Raw genomic sequence first — 20,948 nt, 5'->3', positions numbered from 1 at the left:
GTTCTTGTTAATTAGACGTTGTAAATGCGTCTGGGTTTACGCGTTACAACAGGTTTAACATATAGGATGGTAATGCATATTTGATGCCAGAACAGCTGTAAGCGGGGAATTCTTTCATATCTCCCGGGAAACCATTAATATTACATATCTAACCGATTCTCATGGACCGCATTACTATCGCACTGGTAGACGATCATCCCGCCATTCTCAATGGTTTACAAATGATTTTGCAGGGTTTCCCGGACGTTACCGTGTCTGGCGCCTGGCAAAACGGCGACCAGTTGCTGGACGGTTTGCAGGCTGCCGCGCCCAACATCCTTTTCCTCGACATCCAGTTGCCGGGGCAAGACGGGTTGGCGCTGTGCCGGCGGGTTTCGGCCGATTATCCGGACACGCGGGTCATCATTTTCACGAATGTGGAAGATAAGCATACCATCCGTACCGCATTTCAGAACGGTGCGGCGGGATACCTGCTCAAAACGGCCGGCAGCCGCGAGATCCGCGAAGCGATCGATGCCGTGCATGCAGGCGATCAGTATGTGCATGGGGAATTGAAAGACCAGATGTTCCAGCAGATCATCCAGCGGAAACCGAGCCGCTACGCCCCTTCCCTCACCCGGCGCGAAAAAGAGATACTGGGGTTCATCGCCCAGGGAAGCAGCAACCAGGACATCGCCGACAAGCTGTCGCTCAGCGTGCGCACCATAGAAAACCATCGCTACAACCTCATGCAGAAGCTGGACGTGAAAAATACCGCCGCCCTGGTAAGAAAAGCCATGGAACTGGGGCTCGCCAGCTAATACACCTTCCCATTCCCGGTTTTCCGCCTCCATTCCGGGTAAGTAAAATTACTCAGTTTCAAATACGAGTAATACATCGGAAAAATCCGTTTGCGTTGTCAGGTAGTTTTGAGGAAACTTCATGACCATGTTGCTTGTAGAAAAGAAAGCCCCCCTTCTTGTACAAACCATGATCGCCGGACTGCTCGCGGCTTCGCTGCTATTGCTGGCCTTCACTGTTCACCAAAGCGGCGCATCCGGCGGGCTCGCAGCCGTGCTCGCACTGGCAGCCGTGACCATCACCGTCCTGCTGCTCCGCATGCCGGGTGAAAATCGGACTGTGGCCGGGATCCCCGACCGGGAAGCGGAAGTCCGCTTATTGCAGGAACAGGCTTTGCAGGCGGAATTACAGGCCCTGAAAGCGCAGATACAGCCTCATTTTCTCTTCAACGCCCTCAACCGGGTGAACGCCAGCCTGCCTGCCGAACAGGAAGCCGCCAGGGAGCTCATCGCGCAACTGGCGGATACGTTCCGGTATGCGCTGAACTCCACCCGGACAGACCTGGTGCCCCTGGGCCAGGAGCTTTCCTTCCTACGCGACTACCTCCAGATCGAACAACACCGCTTCTCCTCCCGTCTCCATGTTGAAATAGACGCGGCTCCATCGGTGCAAGGGATGCGCATCCCCCCGATGTTACTGCAACCGCTGGTGGAAAACGCCGTAAAACACGGGATCGGCCCGTGCATCGACGGCGGCGCCATCACCATCCGCTGTGCCCGGCACAACAACAAACTGCGCTGCACCGTCAGCGACACCGGCGCCGGCTTCTGCGGCCCGCTCGATCAAATCATGCTCGGCTCCGGCGTAGGGCTCCGCAACACCGCCCTAAGGCTGGAGAAACTCTATAACACCCCGCTGCAGGTAGAACGCAATTCCGGCGGCGGTCTACAGTTCATGTTTGATATCCCCATTCAACCCTAACACGTAACCGGACATCCTGCTTTCGGCGACCGTACGGCTATGCTCGTACGGTCGCGCTGTTTTTAACCGTCCGGATTCCGTAATTTTAAGGCATGACCATCCGGAAATTCCAGCCTTCCGCCCCGCTTGCGCCCTTCATCAGCGAGTACCTCCTGATCGAAAGCGATGCGGACATCCTCAACCAAACGATCCCCGGCACTTCGCTGGTGCTTTCGTTCCGGTTCGGCGGCCGGATCGTGCAGGAATCGGACAGCAAATCAGAAGTGTTGCCAGGCTCCGTTATCAGCGGTTTGCGGAAGAACGCGCGGGGTTTCCGGTACGAAAAAGGAACATCCAACCTCCTGGCTGTTTGCCGCGAAGGCGCCATCCATGCATTTACCCGGCTGCCGGCGCACGAGCTGTTCGGGTTGAGCGTGGATACGCAGGATATATTCCCTTCCACCGAAATACATGCATTGCTGGAACGGCTGGCCGAAGCCCCCGGGCATCCGCAGCGGCTTTTTCTGCTGGAAACGTTCCTCCTCCGCCAACTGACCCAAATCCCGCAAGACGGATTGGTACTGGAAGCGGCTTCCCTTATCAAACGGCAAAACGGCAACCTGCGCATCAAATCGCTGGCGGAAGCCCTGCACATCAGTCAAGACCCGCTGGAGAAACGGTTCCGCGCCCGGATGGGCGCTACGCCGAAGCAATACGCGGCGCTCGTACGGCTGAATACCCTCGTCGGGCGCTACCACGACACCGAATCGCTCACACAGGCCGCCTACGAAGCGGGGTACTTCGATCAGTCGCACTTTATACGCGATTTCAGGCAGTTCACCGGTCAAACCCCGAAAGCGTATTTCAGCGCCGCCCGCGGCTGGTAAATCAATGATTTTTTACAATTTCTTCCGCAGCACTGCAGGTAGTTTTGTAAAAAATCTAAGATGATGACTACCATACTTTCCGCAGCCAGCCTGGCCCTATCGGTTTCCCTCAGCCCGGAATCCGCTCCCGCACAACATTTCCTCTCCCCCGCCATCGAACAAACCGATACCAGTACCGCACAACACAACAAAGAGGTGGTACGCCAGCTCTTTGAGCAGGTGATCAACGAGCGGCATTTTGCCGACATGCCGAAATATGTGGCGAACGAATATACCGGTCCCTCCGGGCTGAAAGGCCCGGCAGCCTTCGAAGCCTCCATCCTAGGGCTTATCCGCTCCTTCCCCGACATCCGGTGGCAACTGCTGGAATTTATCGCGGAGGGTGATAAAGTGATGGTGAAATGGCAATGGAAAGGCACGCATGCGGGCGATTTTCAGCACATTTCCGCCACCGGTCTCCACATCACCCACAATGCCATCGCTATTTTCACGCTCAAACATGAAAAAGTCATAGACGGATTTTTGTTCAACGACCGGTTGGGATTCCTGCAGCAGCTCCGGCAACTGCCCGCCGATGAATCGCAGATCCGGGCGAAAAACCAGCCGGGGGAAGTGCGCTTCGTCGACCAGTTTACCGTGCCCGCAGCAGCGAAAAAGGCGTTCCTGGAGCGCGTCCGCATCAACCGGGATTTCATCAAAACCCTGCCGGGATTCCTGGAAGATGAACTGCTCGGCCACACGGCCGAAAATGGGGATTTCATCTGCATCACCACCGCGCGGTGGAAGAACGCGGAAGCCCTGCAGGCCGCTAAAACCGCCGTTCAGCAAGCTTATCGGAAAGAAGGCTTCGATCCGGCCGCTTTCATGCAAAAACTGAAGATCAGGATGGAAAGGGGCGTTTTCGAACCGATAGCAAACACCGAAGAATAACCTCATCCAAAACAGTAAAGGCGGCCCGGAAAGAGCCGCCTTTACTGCATTCAATCGATCCTCGCATCAATACTTCATGATCGCGCGAACGGTTTTCACGACACCGTCAGACACATGCAGGAAATAGATACCATCGATCTGTGAAGAAAGGTCGAACTGCACCTGCGTGGCGCCCTGGCCCTGGGGGATCACCGTTCTGGCCACCTGGTTGCCCATCCGGTCGATGACCTGGAACACATATCCACGGTTCTTTTTGTTGTCCAGCTTCACGGTGATGGGGCCGCGCGTGGGGTTGGGGAAGATCGTGATGCCGATGGGGTCTGCGATCAAACCGATCCCCAATACGAGAATCCCCTGCTCCGCAGACGCAGATTCATACAGCGCGGTACTGTCTGCCAGCGCGCGCACCGTCACGATCCCCGTGGTCGTAAGTTTCAGCGAATTTCCGTTCAGGATCCCACCGCCGTCGACCAGCGCAAAACGCACCGGCAATCCGATGGAGCTGGAGGCCTGCAACTGAATGGTCTCATATTTCAGGCGGGGAGCAACCGGCGGGAACTGGATGGTTTGGATGCCTTTGAGAACGGTAAACGTCTGCACGGTATCTGCCGGGAAATAGTTGTCGGTCCCGGCGGCGGAGGCTTTCACCGTCACCGTTCCAGGCCCCGTGAAAGTGAGTTGCGAACCCTCCAGCACCGCGGGCCCTTCCACCACCGAGAAGGTGACCGGCAGCCCGACCGTAGATTCGGCCACCAGCTGCAACGGCGCAGTTCCGTAACGGCGCTCACCGATGCTGTCGAATACGATGGACTGCATCCGCCGTTCAAACAGTTCCCACTCCGCGAACTGCGTGTTGCCTTCACCGTTATTTGCCGTCATGTTGAAACGATAGTAGACATAAGCTTTCGTATTGCCCGCAACATCGAAGGAGCGCAGCTGTCCGCGGCCGGAGAACGTTTCGCCGGCACGCACGTCGAGCGTATCCCAGCTGAGGGAATCGACGGAGCCGAGGAGTGCCCAGTCGCGGGGATCGCGGGCGGGACGGTCGTTCCCCGAAGTGATCGTGTAACGCACAACGATGGCGGGCTCTGTCGATTTGTATTGTACCCAGAGCGCCGTGCGGCCGCTGCGGTAGTATTTGGTGCCGGGGTTGTTGTCGATGAGCGAAGGCAGGTCTTCGGTGGGTTTGGAAGGGTTCGGGTATTGACCGGAGATCGTTCCGCCGTTGTCGGTAATATCGATATTGCCGATCCTGACCTTGATGGCGGATGCGCCGGAGATGGCCGTTTGGCCCGATGCGTTGAGGGCTTTCGCCGTCACGGAATAATTGCCCGCGGCCGGGCCGTACCAACGCAAAGCGTAGGGCGCCGTGCTGTCTGTTCCGATCAGCGCCGTATCTGCGTAGAAAGACACGGCCACGATGCCGCCCAGGCTGTCGGAAGCTGTTGCCGACAACTGGATGAATACCGGCGAAACGAAAACCGTTCCTGCCACCGGTGAAGTCAGTGAAACATCGGTGCCGCGAGGGTTTACGGTCACCTGGGATTGCGCAGTCGCGGACTCACGGCCTTTCCGGTCGAATGCCTTCACCGAAATGCTGTGTTGACCATAAACTGCCGTCCAGGCGAATGCATAAGGGGCCGATGAATCCTCCCCTACCTTCACCCCATCCACATAAAATTCAACCCTTGCGATCGTATCGGAAAATGAAATCGCGGTCGCCTGTATGGAAACAGTATCGCCGGCTTTGATCAGCGCACCGTTCGCAGGAGCGGTAATGCCGGCGCGAGGTCCGTCGCCGCCGGCGAGATAGCCGACCATGGTACTATCCAGCGGAATGGCTTTCACCGGCGCTATGGAAAACTGATCGGCACCCGCGTCCATGGGCGATGTGCGGGGCTGACCATCCAAATCTACCGTCACCAGCGGATATCCGGCGCCGCCCTTCCCGATGGCAGGACTGTTCTGCGCCAGGTGCCAGATGCCGTTCTCATCCCGCTCCAGCAGCGGATTTTCATTGGTATAAGAAGTATCCGGGAAAATACCGGCCGGCACATTATGCAGGATGTTGCCCCGCCAAACCGAGCCCGTACTGGGCCCGGCGATCTGCAACGCATCGTACGTACTGTTCTGAATGATGTTGTAGGCGCCGGTGATGTAGGTGGATCCCAAACCATCCGTGCGCGCGGCCTGGCGGATATTCTGCGCGTTGCCGTTGAGCGTATTGAATGCGATCAATACCCGGTCTGGCCGGTCGTGCGAGGTGAGCGCCCCGCCTTCTGATACTTCCGCGCTGCCATTCCCGATATTGATGGCGATGCTGCAGCTGTCGAAATAATTGGAATGGATGGTGTGATCATCCCCGAAAATGCGGATGCCCGGCGTTTTGATGAAATAATTGCCGTACACCTGGCAGAAATTCCCATGCCGAAGCGTAAACTGCGCGGGATTGTTGCGGATGGTATTGTAGCGCAACGTTACGTGCGACGCCTTCACCGAAATACCTTCGTTCTCCCCGTCGCATTCTTCGAAAAGATTGTATTCCACCACGCTGTGGCTCGAAGAAAGGCTGTAGCCGCTCAATCCGAACTGGATGGTTTCGGAGCCGTTCCCGCCGCCGGGATACTGCTTGTAGAAATAGTTGTGGTGCACCCAGATCCGTTGCGCCACCTGGCTGCCGCCGTTGCCCGAACCGTGGATCGAAACGTACTGGCCCAGGCCGCGCTTGTTGCGGAACGTGCAGTACGACAGCTCATGATCGTTCCCCTGGATGTTCAGGTTGTCGCCTTCACCGGGCGTCTCGTACACGTTATGCATGAGGCGGACGAAGCCGGTGCCCTGAGCGGTCGACGATTTTCCCGCCGCATGACGGAATATAAACCCGGTGATGGTAATGTAACGGGCCGGGCTCAATACCTGGAACCCGCCCGCACCGTTGATCTCCACACCGCCCACGGTTTCCGCCGCGATGATGATGGGCTGCGCCGCCGTGCCCTGGCGGTTGACGGTAATCGTACCGGTAGTGGTGTACACACCGTTAGCCAGCACGATCACGTCGCCGGGGACGGCGGCATTAATGGCGGACTGCAGCGCGGAAATTGACGTCACGCGGATGATGGCAGCGTGCAATGCCGTGTGCGTCCATAAAAACAGGACGACGAGGGGTAAAATTCTTTTCATAAGTGGAAGTTTTCAATAACGTGAATAAATGCAATCGTTTGCATTCCTAAATAACAGTAAATATCGGAGGTGGAGTGATAGTTTTTTCACCGGAATTGACGGAGAATTGACGTCATTAAGGGGAGCATTGGTCGGCCCCAAAAGCGCAGTCAAGTGAATTCAGCAGCAAGATCTGGAGGAAATGATTAATTTTCAGGGATATGGAAACCGAATTTTACGATCAGGCTTTCGAGCGGCAAGACTATCGCGCGCAGCCACTCTCGCCCGGCGAATACGAGGCATGTACTTTCCGGAACTGCGATTTTTCCGAAAGCCCGCTTGTCAACGTCGTTTTTATCGACTGCACTTTTTCCGGCTGCAACTTTACCCTGGCGAAGTTCAAGGGAACGGCGCTGCGCGGCGTGAAATTCCAGGACTGCAAACTCCTCGGCCTCCGGTTCGACGAATGCAATTCCTTCAACCTGTCGTTCACTTTCGAGCGATGCACGCTCACCAGTTCATCCTTCTTCGGCCTGAAAATCAAAAAAACGACGTTCGCCCATTGCCAGTTGCGCGAAACTGATTTCACGAACGCCGATCTCACGGGGTCCGCATTCCCGCATTGCGACCTGCTGAACGCGGTTTTCAGCAATACGGTATTGGAGCAGGCAGACTTCCGCACGGCAGAGCATTACCTCATCGATCCGGAGCGGAACAAAATCAAAAAAGCGAAGTTCTCGGTGCCGGGGGTACTGGGGTTGTTGGGGAAATACGATATTCAGATCTCATAAAAAAAGCAGTCCCGCGGGACTGCTTTTTCATTTATTTACTTTCAGGTTTGACGTCGTAAAGGATCACGAATTCGATCCGTCTGTTTTTGGACCGTCCGTCTTCCGAATCGTTCGTTGCGATGGGGTGGCGCGATCCCAGTCCCCAGGTGAAGAGCCTGTCGCCCGCAACGCCGCTGGCGGTGAGCTGGTTTTTCCCGCTCACGGCCCGTTTTTCGGACAGGTCGTTATTGATCTGGTCGGTGCCGGTATTGTCTGTATACCCCGTCACCAGGATCTTCGTTTTGTCGAACTTGTTCAGCACTTCCGCAAACCGGCCGAAAGTGGGCTTGATTTCGTCTTTCAACTGGTCGGAGTTGGTAGCGAACATCACGTTGTTGGGGAAGATAATTTTCAGGCTGTCGTTCAGGATGGAAACATCCGCTTCGTTCAAAACTTTCTTCAGCTCCTTGTACTGCTTGGTCATATAAGCATGGGAAGTCCCTTTCTTGGACGCCGCACAGGAGGTTAACAGTGCCGCCGCTACGAAGAACAGGAGGCTTCTGAGATTAACTGCAGGTAAGGTCATATGCTTGCGATTTTGAGGACAAATTTATGTAAATCCCCAATAATCAATCTGTTATGACAATAAACAACCATATGACGAGGTAATTACATAAGTTACCTTTTCAATGCCAGGTCTTCTTTCGCAGCCCAACTGCCGATATCCTGCCGGCTGAGGGAGGCCGCCATGAGGTCGGGGAATTTGTCGGGCGTGCAGGCGAACACGGGAATGCCGAGGCTGGAAAAATATTGTGCGTTGTCGTGATCGTAGGACGGGGCGCCTTCATCATTGAGCGCCAGCAACACCACTACCTGCACACCGGCGGCGGTGAGCTCGGCCGCGCGTTTGCGCATTTCGGCTTCGTTCCCGCCTTCGTACAGGTCGGTAATGAGCACCAGCACCGTATCCATCGGACGGGTGATGATCTGGCGGCAATAGGTAAGCGCGGCATTGATGTCGGTCCCACCGCCCAGTTGCACCCCAAAAAGCAGTTCCACGGGGTCTGTCAGCTCTTCGGTAAGATCCGCGACGGCGGTGTCGAACACGACCATCTTCGTTCTGATGGCGGGGATAGACGCCATCACGGAGCCGAATATCCCGGAATACACGACGGATGTGCCCATGGAGCCGCTTTGGTCGATGCAGAGCACCACGTCTTTCAGCGCCGTCCTTTTGCGGCCGTAACCCACTTTTACCTCGGGGATGATAGTTTTGAATTCGGGTTGGTAGTGCCGGAGGTTTTTGCGGATGGTGATGTCCCAGTTGATTTCGTTGTGCCGCGGCCGGTAGTTCCGCATACTGCGGTTGAGGCTGCCGGAAACGGCCTGCTGCATGGGATGCTGCAGTTTCCGCATCAGTTCGTCCACGACTTTCCTGACCACCTGCCGCGCGGTGTCTTTCGTTTTATCGGGGATCACGCGGCTGAGGGTCATGAGCGTGGCCACGAGGTGCACATCCGGCGTTACGTTTTCCAGCATTTCCTTTTCGAACAGCATCTGGGTGAGGTTGAGGCGCTTGAGCGCGTCTTGCTGCATCACCTGCACCACCGTGTTCGGGAAAAAGGTACGGATATCGCCCAGCCAGCGGCTTACGTTGGGCGACGAAGGCCCCAGGCCACCGCTTCTCTCACTGTCGTACAGCGCTTCCAGCGTACGGTCCATCCGCAGCTCGTTGCCGCCCAGTTCAACGCCGGTACCGTCGTTTTGTCCACCGCCGAGGATCATGCGCCATTTGCGGAGATTGAATTCGTTGTTCATTTGTATCCGAGTAAGTTCATGACAACCGGGAGCCCTTTTGCCCCGCGGTCAAAATCAAATTCGTCCGTTGTTCCCGATGGCAGCACGGTGGCGGCGCCTCCGCCCTGTTTTACCTTTTCGCCCAATTTTCTCCGTTCGGGATGCGTGAAATGCGCGAACGTTCTCCGCAGCAGCGGCAGTACTTCCGTGAAATCGCTTTCTCCGAGCGTGGCCACCCAGCTGTTCACGACGTTCCAAAGGTTCGCGTCCAGCAGCAGCAGGGTGCCGCTGCCTTTGAGGAAACCCTCCAGCCATGCGGCTGCCGTGGCCGGCGCCGAGGCTTTCGACATGGCGAAATTGAACACCTTCACCAACGCGTCTCCGGTCAATAATTGGTGATCAGCCAGCAGACGGGTGCTGTACCCGGCGATGACGGGCGCGGTTTGCCGGCCTTCGGAAACGGTCTTGAGCGATTGTTGCCATTCTGCCGTGGCGATTTCCTGCTGCAACAAATTCACCGAATCGTTCATCCGGTACAACAATTCCAGCAAAGTTTGCGCGGCTTCGTCGGATACGGCGTTGCAGGCGTTGGGCAGACTAATGCAGATCCGTGTGATCATGCCCGTTACAATGCCCGTCACCAGCGCCGCGTCCGTTTTCCGGACGTTCCCGTAGCGGCTGACGCTGACCAGCGAAGGGATCGCTTCCATCAGCTGCATCACGTCGCTGCTGGCGGCAGACAGGTTGCCCAGCATGCCGATCAACGCTTCCACCGCTTCGGGCAATTCTGCGGGCAGGGTGTCTGACAGCAGTGCTGCCACCGTCCGCAAACTACCCGATCCGCGTGCTTCACCGGTCACGAACCTGGCCGCGGCTTCGGCGGCTGTGTTGCCCCAGATCCCTTTCTCGATGATCTCGATGGTGAACGCGGGGTCCCACTGCAGGCGCCATTGTTCCTTGAACGTCCCCTTCCCGCCTACTTCCGTTTTCTGCGCCCAGGTGAGCCCCAGCAGCTGTAAACGGTGCAGGAACACGCTCTTTTCGAGGTCGCCTTCCTTGCGCAGATCGAGCAGCAGGTCTTTGGGATCGGGCGTAACGGGGATGCGGAGTTTCTTTTGGTACTTTTCAATATCGACCTGCAGCGGCGGCTTCGGCACTTCGGAAGGCACCTGCCCCATTTTGTTGCTCACGATCAGCTGCTCGTTGATGAGTTGCATCATGATGTTTTCGCCGGTGCAAAGTACGCTTACGGTGGCTTCGTTCAGTTCTTCGAGGCCCGCTTTGGGCAAGCCTCTCAGCGCCGCGAGCGATTCCGCGAGGCGAACGGCTTCGATGACGTGGGCCACGGAAGTGTCCATGTTATTTTCGCGGAAAAGCCGGGCCACGTTGGTCATCCAGCGCGAGCCATCGTCGCCGGGATGCTCCCAGATATGTTCGTACCACCCGGGAGACTGGATCCCCGCGCCGTAGCCGCTCTGATAACTGAGGCGGTTGTAGCTCCAGGGGGCCCAGGTACATTCCACTTTTACTTTCGGCAAGCTTTTCAGCAATTCATTGTCTTCTTTCGCCGGGGGCATTTCCCGCAACGCCGGTGCGTGCCAGGCGCCGCAGATCACGGCGATCGAGGTGAACATTTCCTTTTCCGCCTGGCGGATGATCTTGCGCATATACGCTTCGCGCAGCTGCTCTTCGCGGTCGCTACGGGAAGGCTGCGATTCGCGCATCGCCTGCATCGCTTCGCCGATGGCATCGAACACCTGGTCGTTCATCCGCCGGTGCTCGAAGGTATGTTCCCACCATTTGTCGCTGCTGGCGTAACCCGCCGCCATGGCCATTTCCTCCATGGGATGCGGTTTTCTTTCCAACGTTCCCGTTTCTTCCGCCACCACATTTTCCAGCTCCACGCTATTCTCCGCTTGCTGATCTTCCGCAAAGGCATGCACCAGCGGCAGGTCCATGAACCGAACGGGAATATTGCTGCGTTTCGCGTATTGAATGGCCTGCCATTCCGGCGAAAACGTGGCGAAGGGATAGAACACCGATTTTCGGATATCGTCTGCCTGGAAAGCGAGGATCGCTACGGGCGGGCGCAGCGCTTCATGGTCTGCCCATTGCAGGAGCGCATCTGCTTCCGGCGGCCCTTCCACCAGCACGATGTCCGGTTTCAGCCGTTCGAGGAAACTTTTTACATTGGCGGCAGAGCCCGGGCCATGGTGGCGTATGCCTAAAACATGTATCGACATAAACGCTTTTTTTACACAAGGTCTCTGCAAGCCCTGTAAATATCCTTCCAGTTTTCGCGGGGTTTCACTACCGTTTCGAGGTATTCCTGCCACACGATCTTATCCTGCACCGGGTCCTTGATCACAGCGCCCAGGATGCCTGCTGCGAGGTCGGCGGCTTTGAGGTGTCCGTCGCCGAAATATCCTGCCATCGACAAACCGTTGTTCACCACAGAAATGGCTTCGGCCGTGCTCAGTGTGCCCGACGGCACTTTGATCTTCGTTTTCCCGTCGAGCGTAACGCCGGAGCGGAGCTCGCGGAAGATGGTGACGATGCGGCGGATCTCTTCAAGGGCGGGCTTTTCGGCGGGCAGTTCCATTACTTTCTCGAAACTTTCCACCCGGCGCTTCACGATATCGATCTCCTCGTCCATACTATCGGGAACAGGCAGGATCACGGTGTTGAAACGGCGCTTCAATGCGCTGGACAGGTCGTTCACGCCTTTGTCGCGGTTATTGGCCGTGGCAATCACGTTGAAGCCTTTCACCGCCTGTACTTCGCTGTTAAGTTCGGGTACCGGTAAGGTTTTTTCGGACAGGATGGTGATGAGCGTATCCTGGACATCGGCGCCGATGCGCGTGAGCTCTTCGATGCGGACGATCTTTCCGTCTTTCATGCCCCGCATGACCGGCGTTTCGACGAGCGCCCGTTCCGACGGGCCTTCAGACAGCAGCCGCGCATAGTTCCAGCCATAACGGATCGCTTCTTCGCTGGTACCGGCCGTTCCCTGGATGATCATGGTGCTGTCTCCGCTGATGGCGGCGGCGAGATGTTCGCTCACCCAGCTTTTCGCGGTGCCGGGAAGGCCGTAGAGCAACAGGGCACGGTCTGTGGTGAGCGTGGCCACGGCAATTTCCATGAGGCGCCGGTTGCCGATGTATTTGGGCGTGATCTCCATGCCGTTTTTCAGGGTGCCGCCCACCAGGTAGGTGACAACAGATTGCGGGGTTAACTTCCAGTTGGCGGGGCGCTTGCCGCTGTCCTGTTTTTGCAGCTCCTCCAGTTCTTGCGCGAAGAGTTGTTCTGCATGGCTGCGTAAGATGGCTGACATATGTGTTGTTGTTAAGGGTTTATTGTTGAAATGCTTGTAAGGTTTGACTTTTGATGGACAGCAACTGGAGCACATATCCTGCTATTTCCGTCCAGCCTTTTTTACTGTATTCGTCGTCGGCAGAAAATTTGTCGAGCTCCCCGGCGATGCGGATGGGCAACAGGTGAATGTGCTTGTTGAAGAAACCGCGATTGCAGGTATAATGATTGTTGGCCGCATATTGCATGAACACCCTCGTTACTTCCAGGCTCCATTCTTCCTGTTGCTGCTCCGTCAGAAAACGGATAACGAGATCGGCACTATGTGGAAAATTCCGGATTATGTATTCCTCACGCATCTTTCCAGTTAAAACTGGCAAGATGTCATGAAAATACCTTCGCTCGTCTTTGGCGAAAATGGTGGCCCATTTCTCATCAGGGTGCTTGCTCAAAGCAAGGCCGATGCCGGGCAACAATCCTTCCACGAATTCGTCTTTGGAAAAAAGCGTGAAGATCTCCTCAGCTGATTCCCCGAAATATGATTCCCAATAGTGGGGCGGGATAAACTGCATCATTTGATAAATGACCATCGTATTTTCCGTAATACCGTTTTTGCTGCCGCTCGTATTTATTTTGTTGATCCCAAGTTTGAAAATCCCGGGATCGAACGATTCGGGTTCATTGTAATCGAGAATTTTGCGGGACGACAAGCCCAGCATCTTCTTTTCGACCTTTATCTGAAAACAGGATTTCAATAATTCCCAATACCGCTGCACCAGCGATGATGCGGGAATCCGCTGCAGGATTTTAATGGCTTCGTCTTTCACCTTCTGGCTCTTGTCTCCCAGCAGGGATTCCAACCAGGGCAGGTCCGCTTCGAACAGTGACGGGGGCAGGTCTTTCAGCAGTTCCGTCCGCGCGGCGGCGTTCTCCTTGCCCCAGGTATCCTTCAGCCATTGCAACGCTTTCGCCGGATCGGATTGGGCGGTACGGAGGAGCACTTGTTTGCGCTGTTGCGGCGAGCCGGTATCCCACAACTCATCGTCTGGCAGATCGGTTGTGAACTGCCAATCCGGATTGAACTGTGCGAGCCATTTGCCGCGCCGGCCGAGAACGGGTGCGATCATGGGGCGGAGCACGCGTTGCTGCCGGGCGGTGTCCAGCAAAACGGGGAGCACTTCCGGCCGGGCGATCTTTTGCTTTTCCGCCGCCTGTTGCAGCCAAAGCGCGAGCAGGCCGGGACTTTCGAAAATGAAAATGTCCTTCAACGCCTGGTGCGCCGCCGGGCTGCAATGCACCAATTCCTCCGCAGGTGCGGGTTGCAGTCCATCGCCGGTGTAGGATATAGGAAGCCTGCCGCATTGGCGGAAATTGAAAACCAGCGCGGCCGACTGCAGGAATTTTTCTTCGCGGTCGATGTCCGGATGTTGCTGCACGGCGGAAACGGCTTCCGCCAGCGAGGGTTCCGGAGGCGCAGCAGGCTGCCGTTTTTCGGTGCCGAGTTGCGCCGTTTGAACGATGTTATCCCAGGATTGCATGTCTTAATTTGTGAGGTGATGATATTGCCCGCGGGCCCAAACGCCCAGTGGCTCGAACGCGTGCTCGCGGCCGAGCACAGCCATGTCGAGCGGTTCGCCGCCGCTGATGGCCAGCAGGGTAAACAAATGGCGGAACCCTTCGCGGATGCGCGCCAGCCGGTTTTGTCCGTCGCAAAGCCACCATTGGCCATTCCATTGCACGGGCCGCAGTTTTTCCACGATGAACGGGCGGTCGCCGTCGAACGGAAGCCCTTCGCACACGGCCGCCCCCGATCCCGCCACTTCCAGCCAGCCGCTGAAAGCGGTGTAGGGGGCCTGGGCGCGGGTGGACTGCTGCTGCCGGATAACGGCCCTCAGCGGCCTGGCAGAAGGGAAAAACACCAGCTCCGCCTGCACCTGCATGCCCGCGCTCAGCGAAAATGCCAGCCCCTGGCCGCGCACGCTGAACTGGAGTACCAGGGCGTATTGTTGGGATTGCGTCCCGAAAAGCCAGTTCCGCTCTACGAGGAGATTGTCTTCTTCGAGGGTTTGTTTGCCGAGGACGGTCCAGATATCGGAAACGCCGCTTTGGGATTTCAGTTCCTCCTGGCTTTGGGTGAACCCGATCCAGGAGCGGACGTCTTCCGCCAGCCCTTCCGGGAGATCGTTCCTGTGCCGGAACCCCGATGCCACGAGGTACATGCGGCAAAGCTGGTCCATAAAGCGGCTTTGCCAGTCTTCCCGGAAAAACCCGATCGAGCCGAGCTGGCGCACCATTCCGGCGAGCCCCGGAGATTTGGCGTCGATCATCCTTTTGGCCATATCCGCAAAAAATGCAGGGTCTTTTTCGGGCATCTGCAGGATGCCATTGCGCACGATGTCTTTCATCCACCGCAACAATTCCTCCAGCCCGTCTTCCACCTGCTGTTCCCGCGATTCTTTCCGTTTCGCCTGCGCCGCTTCGTCTACCGGTTTGGCGGCCGTTTCGGCTTTTTTCTCCTCCCGCTTCGTCCTTTTTTCCAGCCACTCCGTCACCCAATCCGGCGACGCCGATGCGGTGAAGAAACCCGGTTGACGGGCGTGCAGCAGCATGAGGCCCAGCCCATGCTTGCAGGGGAATTTGCGGCTGGGACAACTGCATTTGAAGGCGATGTTCGAAAGATCGACCTGCGTCTGGTAAGGCTTTGCGCCGCTACCCTGACATTCGCCCCACATGGCCACGTCGTTCACGCCGGCACTGACCCATTTCGCGGCATTGGCCAGGCCTTTGCCGGATTTGCGGGAAGGCTCGTCGGGCGCAAGGGAAAGTATTTGTTCTTCTGTGAGTTGCAAGGGATTTTTGATTTACAAGTTGGCTAAAACAAACAAATCTGTGCGATCGAAAATAGTCAAAATAAACCACATCGATCATAATCTGATAGTGAATTCATTAGACCTGATTTCTCCGATCTCTGGGATAAAATTACCACCACCTTGCGCAGGGTATCTGCGTATCGGAAAAAAGTTTTTTAAAAAAACCGGCGGCGGGACTTGACTCTCCCCTTACGTCATACCCTATATTTGCCCGAAAGGTATAAATCCAAACGATGGACAAATATTCCGTAAAAAAGCTCTCCAGACTTGCGGGCGTAAGCGTGCGCACCTTGCACCTGTACGACAGGATGGGCTTGCTCGAACCATCGGTCCGTACCGAGGCCAGGTACAGATTGTATGGTGAAAAGGAATTGTTGCGGCTGCAGCAGATCCTTTTCTACCGGGAGCTCGACTTTCCGCTCAAAGACATCCTCGCGATCCTGGAAGACCCCGCGTTCGACCTCGAACAGGCGTTGGAAGGCCACCGGAAGGCGCTTTTGGCGAAAAAGGAAAGGATAGACACATTGGTTGGTACCATCGACAAAACATTGGTAACACTTAAAAACAAATCTATGTTACAGGTAGAAGATTTATACGATGGCATCCCCAACGAAAAGATGGAAGCATACCGGGCCGAGGCCATGGCCAAATGGGGGAAAGACACCGTTCTTTCCGCCGAAGAAACGCTGCGCGGCTTCAGTAAAGACGAGATGAAAGTCCTCCAGCGCGAGCTCACGCGCATCGGCGACCGCCTTACCGAGCTGATGAACACCGATCCGAAAAGCGCGCCGGTGCAGGAATGCATCGCCCGCCGGTTCGCGATCATCCTGAAGCTGAGCGGTGGCAAGATCGAAATGGGGAAACTGGAATACTTCCGCAAACTCGGCGAACTGTATGTGCAAGACAACCGCTATACCCCGGTGAACGGTATGCCCAGCATGGAACTGGCGCTGTTCATGAAGGAAGCGATGGACCATTATACTGCGCAGCAATCCGCTTGATATTTACGTCTGAAAGCCGCAAACATCCGTTTGCGGCTTTTTTAAAGGCGAACAACCCGGCAAGCGTTCAGGATGTCATGATCACGTCTCCGATCGTGCCATCCGGCCGGTACCTTAACTCGTCGACGCAAACGGACCGCCGGTGACTACCTCCTTCCGGCAACCGGCCATTGTGATAAAAAATATGATTTCCCGCCGAAATCCAGCGTGGCCGGGCGATTGGTGTCGCTGTTGAACGCCGGGGCGCAAATGATGCCGCGATACATCCACGGCCCCGTAATCTGCCTGCTCATGGCGTATCCCACTTTCTCGGGCTGGCCGGCGCCGTACATGAGGTAATACCAGCCGTCCCTTTTGTAAAGATGGCTGCCCTCGCTGAAATCAGGCACCCGGATGGTTTGAATGGGGCCTTCCAGCGCGGTGAGCGACGCGTTGAGCTGCGCGAAGTGGCAATATCCGTTGCCCCAGTATATGTAGGTTTTACCGTCGTCGTCCGTCAGCACGGTGGGGTCGAGGTTTTCTTTTTCGTGATGCAGCAGGGGGAGCATATCTCCCGTTATGAGCGGTTGTTGCAGGTGGTCTGTGTAAGGCCCTTCCGGCGAAGGGGCCGTTGCCACACCGATCGCCTTCCCGGGAATATCGCGGTGGGAAACGGACACGAACCAGTAAAAAGCATCTTTGTAACGGATCACTTTCGACGCATATGCATCGCCCGAGGCCCATTTGAAATCAGTTGCCTTCAATGGCGACGCGTGTGCCGTCCAGCTGACGAGGTCGGAAGTAGAAAAGCACAACCAGTCTTTCATCACATAATCGTCGACGCCGGCTGGTGGCTCGTCGTGGCCGGTGAACAGGAATACTTTCCCGTCGTATTCGAGCACGGTGGGGTCTGCGGTAAATTTATGGCGGATGATCGGGTTCATGTGTATTTCCTTTGACAATTATTGCAATGGTAGGTCCTTCGTTTTCCTTTGCCCATGTATGATTTTTCCAGGGGGATTTTGCACCGGGGGCATTCCGTTTTCGTGTGTACGTTCAAGTGTTGTTTTAAAACGCCGGCTTTTTTCCAGGCGAGGAAATCGAACGCAAAATCGTGCATCGCTTTCACCAGTTCGCTTCGCTTTCGCGCGGGCAGGGCGCCGACGCTGCTGCTTGGGTGAGCACGAACGCGCCAGGGGACTTCGTTCTTGAAGATATTCCCGGCACCGGCGAAAATGTCCTGGTCCAGCAGGGCGTCGCAGAGCAGCGCGCGGGGCATGTTTTTCAGTTTTTGGGATGCTTTGCGCGGGGCCCAGGCATCGTTCAACAGGTCGGCGCTCCAGTCGTATATTTCATCCAGCGGTGATGTCAACAACTGTACGGAACCGGCGTAAAAGTTCACTTCGCCGTTCCGGAAGCGCAGATGCAGGCGGGGTTTTGCTTTTTTCCGGTCGTTGATAAGATATGATCCGAACAGCAACAAATGTACCCGCACCGTGAACTTCGGGAAACAAATGAGGAAATGTTTGCCCCATGTCCGGAAATGCGTGGTCTTGTTTTTCAACAATTGCAGGTCGAACGATTTCTCCGTTCCGGCTACCGTCAGCACTTTCTTCCCCGAGAACGGGGCGAGCTCTTCTTTCAAAATGACGATGGAAGGTCCTTCGGGCATATATATACTTCATCAAATGACAGACCATTATTTCCCCAATTTTCTATTTTTGCGGTCCAACTCATCTAAACTGATCATCATGAAACAGCAAACCGATACATTGCTCCAACAGCTGAAATCCAATGCGCTTGCGTTTAAAGACGTAATCGCCTTCATCGAGTCCCACTACCTGCACCAGCCCACCGCATTCAAAAACGGCGAAGCTTTCAACGAAGCCACCCAGAACCAGGGCAGCGCCAAAGTTTTTTCATTCGCTAAGATAAACGGGCTCGGGAAGGAAGATACCCTGCAATTGTTCGCGGAACATTACCAGGCCGTGCTCAGCACGCCCGACGGCGCTGATCACCAGAATATCCGGCAGTTCATGCAGCACGGCTGGGACGGGATCGCATTTGAAGGGGAAGCGTTAACCGCGAAGTAACCAGGCTACAAATTAATGTCGGATTTTAACCGGGTAAGCTCGCCCAGCAACCGCGTGACGCTTACCTCACCGGCCTTCTGCATATCCTCCGCCATCTTTGCGATCGTGAGATTCAGGGTGTCAATTTCGGTGGGCCGGTGATGCCGGATATCCTGCAGGGTGGAGATCAATTGTCCGTCAGACATTTTGCTGATCGTGACAACGCTCTCCACCACTTCTTCTTCCCCGATCTCCACACCTTTCGCCCGGGCTATGCCCACACATTCCCGGATCACGCTGCGGGCCAGTGCCATGGCTTTTTCATTGCGGTGGAAAAGCCCGTTATCCGTTTCCAGCAAGGGACAGATGGAATTGAAGACACAATTGGCGATGGCTTTTTTCCAGATGACCGGCTGAATGTTACGCTCCGCGCGGAATGGAAAAACAGGCGTATCGAGCAGCGCCGCCAAATCATCCAGACCAGCTTCACTTCCCCGGATCAAACCCACCGGCGACGGTGCCACCGGTTTGAATCGCAGCTCCCCATCGTCCGAAAACTGGCTCGTAGCGAATAAAACACAGCGATACACGTTCGGAAACCCTTCCTGCAAAAATGGCATTTCCACTTCCAGCCCGTTTTGCAGCAGCACCACCGGCGAATCTCCGGTCTTGCCCTTCAAAGCTCTGGCCAATGCCGCATTGCCGAACGATTTGTTCGTCAGCACGACGGTCCCGTTAAGCACAGCATGGTTACTCAGCGAGTCGACGGCCACGGGATATTCCAGTTCCCCTTCCGGCGTAGCCACCCGGGTCAGCTGCGTTTCCCGCTGCTGCTCGGTGGTGCTTCCCCGCAACAGCACAACGTTCCGCTGGTGGGTCCCCAGCGCCACGGCCAGTACCCGCCCGATAGCGCCGGCACCGATGATGAAAATTTTTTGCATGATCCGGTGTTTTGATGCGTCAAATTTCAGCCGATATTTTCAACGCGAAGGATGGCAGATGCAACAATTTCCGGCAGATCAGTTGATGGCTTCCTTCCCATCCCCCTACTTAGCCGTTGCAACATCAATCCCACCTCAAACTAACCGTAAATCAATGTTTTACGCGATTCCATAAAAAGTGTATTTTTATTTATAAACCTAATTATACTGCTGACATACTGCTGTCATAACCCGTTCTGAAATTTGTTTCATCAAACCGAAAAACCCATGAAACAGACCGTTCTTTTCCTGACTATTGCTGTTTTTGCCTTCTGCGCAAATGCACAAACCAAAAAACCTGACAATATGTTTACTGTAAAGCCCTTCAAAGTAAATGTCCCGCAAACGGTGCTGGACGATCTCCAACAACGCCTCCGCCAGACCCGCTGGCCCGATGCGCCTGAAAACATCGGCTGGAATTACGGAACGGACCCCGTTTTCCTCCAAAACCTCGTAAAGTACTGGCAAAACGGATATGATTGGCGCAAACACGAAGCCGCCATCAATGCCATCCCCCAGTTTACCGTGGAAATCGACAGCATGACGATCCATTTCCAGCACATCAAAAGTAAAAACCCCAATGCTAAACCCCTCCTGCTTGTTCACGGGTGGCCCGATTGCTTCTACCGCTTCCACAAAGTGATCCCGCTGCTGACCGACGATTACCACCTCATCATCCCTTCCATCCCCGGGTTCGGCTTTTCCGGGCACGTCGCTAAAACGGACGACGGATCGGCGAAGATTTTCGCTACGCTGATGAACGACGTGCTGGGTTATAAAACCTACTTCGTGGCGGGTGGCGACGTGGGGCAAGGGATCGCCAAATCGATCGCCAACCTGTACCCGGACAATGTTGCGGCCATCCACCTGTCTGACGTCGGGTATCCGAACGGGTCGGAAGACTGGAGCCAGATGTCGCCGGCGGAGCAGCAATTCGGACAGTTTATCCAGGGCTGGTGGTACCGGGAAGGTGCCTACGCCATGTTGCACGCCACCAAGCCGCAAACCCAGGCCTACGGGCTGAACGACTCTCCTACCGGCCTCGCCGCCTGGATCACGGAGAAGTTCAATACCTGGCGCACGCCGGACGGTTCCATCGAAGATCATTATTCGAAAGACGATCTGCTCACCAACATCATGATTTACTGGGTGACGCAAACGATCAACTCTTCCATGCGCACCTATGCGGTCGATAATCCGCAGGGCCTCGCCTCCAACAATAAAGTGAACGTTCCCACCGGTGTGGCGATTTTCCCGGGAGACGCGCCCACACCGAAGGAATGGGCGGAGCGGAGGGTGAACCTCAAACGGTTCACCAAAATGGATAAAGGCGGCCATTTCGCCGCGCTGGAAGTGCCGGAGCTGTGGGCCAATGAACTGAAAACATTTTTCAATAGCACCGGCGGAAAATAAATCCATATAAAAAAAGGAGGCCCGTGCAACGAGCCTCC

The 20,948-nt window shown here is 55.8% G+C and carries 18 protein-coding genes; 8 read left to right on the top strand and 10 right to left on the bottom strand.

Features of this window, described 5'->3' with window-relative positions:
- The first annotated feature begins 161 nt into the window (after positions 1–161).
- The 4 genes from WJU22_RS11920 to WJU22_RS11905 all read left to right on the top strand — a co-directional run bounded on the left by WJU22_RS11920 (position 162) and on the right by WJU22_RS11905 (position 3,557).
- Entirely contained in the window at positions 162–800 is a 639-nt protein-coding gene (locus WJU22_RS11920) for a response regulator transcription factor (RefSeq protein WP_341843458.1), read from the top strand.
- A gap of 127 nt (positions 801–927) precedes the next feature.
- Positions 928–1,761 (top strand): sensor histidine kinase, encoded by an 834-nt coding sequence (locus tag WJU22_RS11915; protein ID WP_341843457.1) that lies wholly within the window; start codon positions 928–930, stop codon positions 1,759–1,761.
- Positions 1,762–1,853: 92 nt separating this feature from the next.
- Entirely contained in the window at positions 1,854–2,627 is a 774-nt protein-coding gene (locus WJU22_RS11910) for a helix-turn-helix transcriptional regulator (protein WP_341843456.1), read from the top strand.
- 60 nt (positions 2,628–2,687) lie between these two features.
- Positions 2,688–3,557 (top strand): ester cyclase, encoded by an 870-nt coding sequence (locus WJU22_RS11905; RefSeq protein ID WP_341843455.1) that lies wholly within the window; start codon positions 2,688–2,690, stop codon positions 3,555–3,557.
- A gap of 66 nt (positions 3,558–3,623) precedes the next feature.
- On the opposite strand, the gene WJU22_RS11900 is transcribed toward WJU22_RS11905, so the two are convergent.
- Complete coding sequence (locus WJU22_RS11900) at positions 3,624–6,737, bottom strand: chondroitinase-B domain-containing protein (protein WP_341843454.1); 3,114 nt, start codon at positions 6,735–6,737, stop codon at positions 3,624–3,626.
- Positions 6,738–6,937: 200 nt separating this feature from the next.
- Between WJU22_RS11900 and WJU22_RS11895 the strand changes: the two genes are divergently transcribed.
- On the top strand, positions 6,938–7,507 hold the full coding sequence (locus tag WJU22_RS11895) for a pentapeptide repeat-containing protein (protein ID WP_341843453.1): 570 nt from the start codon (positions 6,938–6,940) through the stop codon (positions 7,505–7,507).
- A gap of 31 nt (positions 7,508–7,538) precedes the next feature.
- Here the strand turns inward: WJU22_RS11895 and WJU22_RS11890 are convergent, their stop codons facing one another.
- The 6 genes from WJU22_RS11890 to WJU22_RS11865 all read right to left on the bottom strand — a co-directional run bounded on the left by WJU22_RS11890 (position 7,539) and on the right by WJU22_RS11865 (position 15,444).
- Entirely contained in the window at positions 7,539–8,072 is a 534-nt protein-coding gene (locus tag WJU22_RS11890; RefSeq protein WP_341843452.1) for an OmpA family protein, read from the bottom strand.
- Positions 8,073–8,164: 92 nt separating this feature from the next.
- On the bottom strand, positions 8,165–9,304 hold the full coding sequence (locus WJU22_RS11885) for a VWA domain-containing protein (protein ID WP_341843451.1): 1,140 nt from the start codon (positions 9,302–9,304) through the stop codon (positions 8,165–8,167).
- Positions 9,301–11,526, bottom strand: coding sequence for a DUF5682 family protein (locus WJU22_RS11880; protein ID WP_341843450.1), 2,226 nt, complete (start codon positions 11,524–11,526; stop codon positions 9,301–9,303). The genes WJU22_RS11885 and WJU22_RS11880 overlap by 4 nt, the downstream gene beginning before the upstream one ends.
- Positions 11,527–11,537: 11 nt before the next feature.
- On the bottom strand, positions 11,538–12,617 hold the full coding sequence (locus tag WJU22_RS11875) for an ATP-binding protein (RefSeq protein WP_341843449.1): 1,080 nt from the start codon (positions 12,615–12,617) through the stop codon (positions 11,538–11,540).
- Positions 12,618–12,636: 19 nt separating this feature from the next.
- The gene (locus WJU22_RS11870; protein WP_341843448.1) at positions 12,637–14,133 is read right to left on the bottom strand and encodes a DUF5691 domain-containing protein; all 1,497 of its coding nucleotides are present in this window, start codon (positions 14,131–14,133) and stop codon (positions 12,637–12,639) included.
- A gap of 3 nt (positions 14,134–14,136) precedes the next feature.
- Complete coding sequence (locus tag WJU22_RS11865; RefSeq protein WP_341843447.1) at positions 14,137–15,444, bottom strand: SWIM zinc finger family protein; 1,308 nt, start codon at positions 15,442–15,444, stop codon at positions 14,137–14,139.
- A 254-nt stretch (positions 15,445–15,698) separates the two neighbouring features.
- On the opposite strand from WJU22_RS11865, the gene WJU22_RS11860 reads away from it, so the two are divergent.
- On the top strand, positions 15,699–16,466 hold the full coding sequence (locus WJU22_RS11860) for a MerR family transcriptional regulator (protein WP_341843446.1): 768 nt from the start codon (positions 15,699–15,701) through the stop codon (positions 16,464–16,466).
- Between the two features lie 146 nt (positions 16,467–16,612).
- Here the strand turns inward: WJU22_RS11860 and WJU22_RS11855 are convergent, their stop codons facing one another.
- Both WJU22_RS11855 and WJU22_RS11850 read right to left on the bottom strand, forming a co-directional pair.
- Positions 16,613–17,389, bottom strand: a complete 777-nt coding sequence (locus tag WJU22_RS11855; RefSeq protein ID WP_341843445.1) for a family 43 glycosylhydrolase — start codon at positions 17,387–17,389, stop codon at positions 16,613–16,615.
- The gene (locus tag WJU22_RS11850) at positions 17,386–18,117 is read right to left on the bottom strand and encodes an endonuclease (RefSeq protein WP_341843444.1); all 732 of its coding nucleotides are present in this window, start codon (positions 18,115–18,117) and stop codon (positions 17,386–17,388) included. The genes WJU22_RS11855 and WJU22_RS11850 overlap by 4 nt, the downstream gene beginning before the upstream one ends.
- 79 nt (positions 18,118–18,196) lie before the next feature.
- Between WJU22_RS11850 and WJU22_RS11845 the strand changes: the two genes are divergently transcribed.
- Positions 18,197–18,538 carry a HopJ type III effector protein gene (locus WJU22_RS11845; protein ID WP_341843443.1) on the top strand — a complete coding sequence of 114 codons (342 nt, stop codon included), beginning with the start codon at positions 18,197–18,199 and terminating at the stop codon, positions 18,536–18,538.
- A gap of 5 nt (positions 18,539–18,543) precedes the next feature.
- On the opposite strand, the gene WJU22_RS11840 is transcribed toward WJU22_RS11845, so the two are convergent.
- Positions 18,544–19,458, bottom strand: a complete 915-nt coding sequence (locus WJU22_RS11840; RefSeq protein ID WP_341843442.1) for a 2-dehydropantoate 2-reductase — start codon at positions 19,456–19,458, stop codon at positions 18,544–18,546.
- Between the two features lie 345 nt (positions 19,459–19,803).
- Here WJU22_RS11840 and WJU22_RS11835 point away from each other — a divergent pair, with 345 nt between their 5' ends.
- Positions 19,804–20,910: an epoxide hydrolase family protein gene (locus WJU22_RS11835; protein WP_341843441.1), complete on the top strand. Its 1,107-nt coding sequence runs from the start codon at positions 19,804–19,806 to the stop codon at positions 20,908–20,910.
- The last annotated feature ends 38 nt before the right edge of the window (positions 20,911–20,948 follow it).

The sequence above is a fragment of the Chitinophaga caseinilytica genome (genome assembly GCF_038396765.1).
Classification (GTDB): Bacteria; Bacteroidota; Bacteroidia; order Chitinophagales; family Chitinophagaceae; genus Chitinophaga; species Chitinophaga caseinilytica.
The sequence above is the reverse complement of the archived record's forward strand: the minus strand, read 5'-3'. Positions and strand labels throughout refer to the sequence as shown.